Source organism: Polaromonas sp. P4_H1, from assembly GCF_056400945.1.
The window spans coordinates 1-537 of record NZ_JBFUKG010000140.1 but is presented as its reverse complement, the minus strand read 5'-3'; the positions used below and the strand labels follow the sequence as shown (position 1 = coordinate 537).

General features: G+C 60.1%; 1 protein-coding gene. It reads left to right on the top strand.

The features are described from left to right. Positions 1 to 205: 205 nt before the first annotated feature. On the top strand, positions 206 to 537 hold a 332-nt coding region (bamD, locus tag AC1DS5_RS25550), incomplete at its 3' end, for an outer membrane protein assembly factor BamD (protein ID WP_477721039.1).

Here is a 537-nt window from a genome sequence, read left to right as displayed (position 1 = left end):
GGACATCCCCGGTAACCATAACCGCCTGTATCTCCACATCCTTCGCCTTAATCCGGGCGAAATGGCTCCGTATCCGGTTGGTTAACGGATGTCATTCGGGTAGATAGAGCACGCGGTCAAGCGAAGCTGCGGGCGCGTATCCGGTTGGTCCGTGATTGTGCGCGTACCGCGCAGACACCGCATGAAGGCGTCAGGTCTCAGATATATGTCGGCACAGCGCATTACGCTTGAATCCAGTGGTTCACTGCTCACCCGTTTCGGCCGCCAGGCGCGGTTCGCCGCGGGCCTCATCGTGCTGGCCGTGCCGCTGAGCGGCTGCGGCACCGGCGCGATCTGGGACAAGTTTGGCACCAAGGACGACACCTTCGTCGAGGAGCCCGCCGACAAGCTCTACAATGAGGGCTTGTACCTCATGAACCAGAACAAGGATCCGAAGGCCGCCGCGAAGAAATTCGAGGAAGTCGATCGTCAGCATCCGTATTCGGAATGGGCGCGCAAGTCGCTGCTGATGTCGGCCTATGCGGCCTACGAATCTGC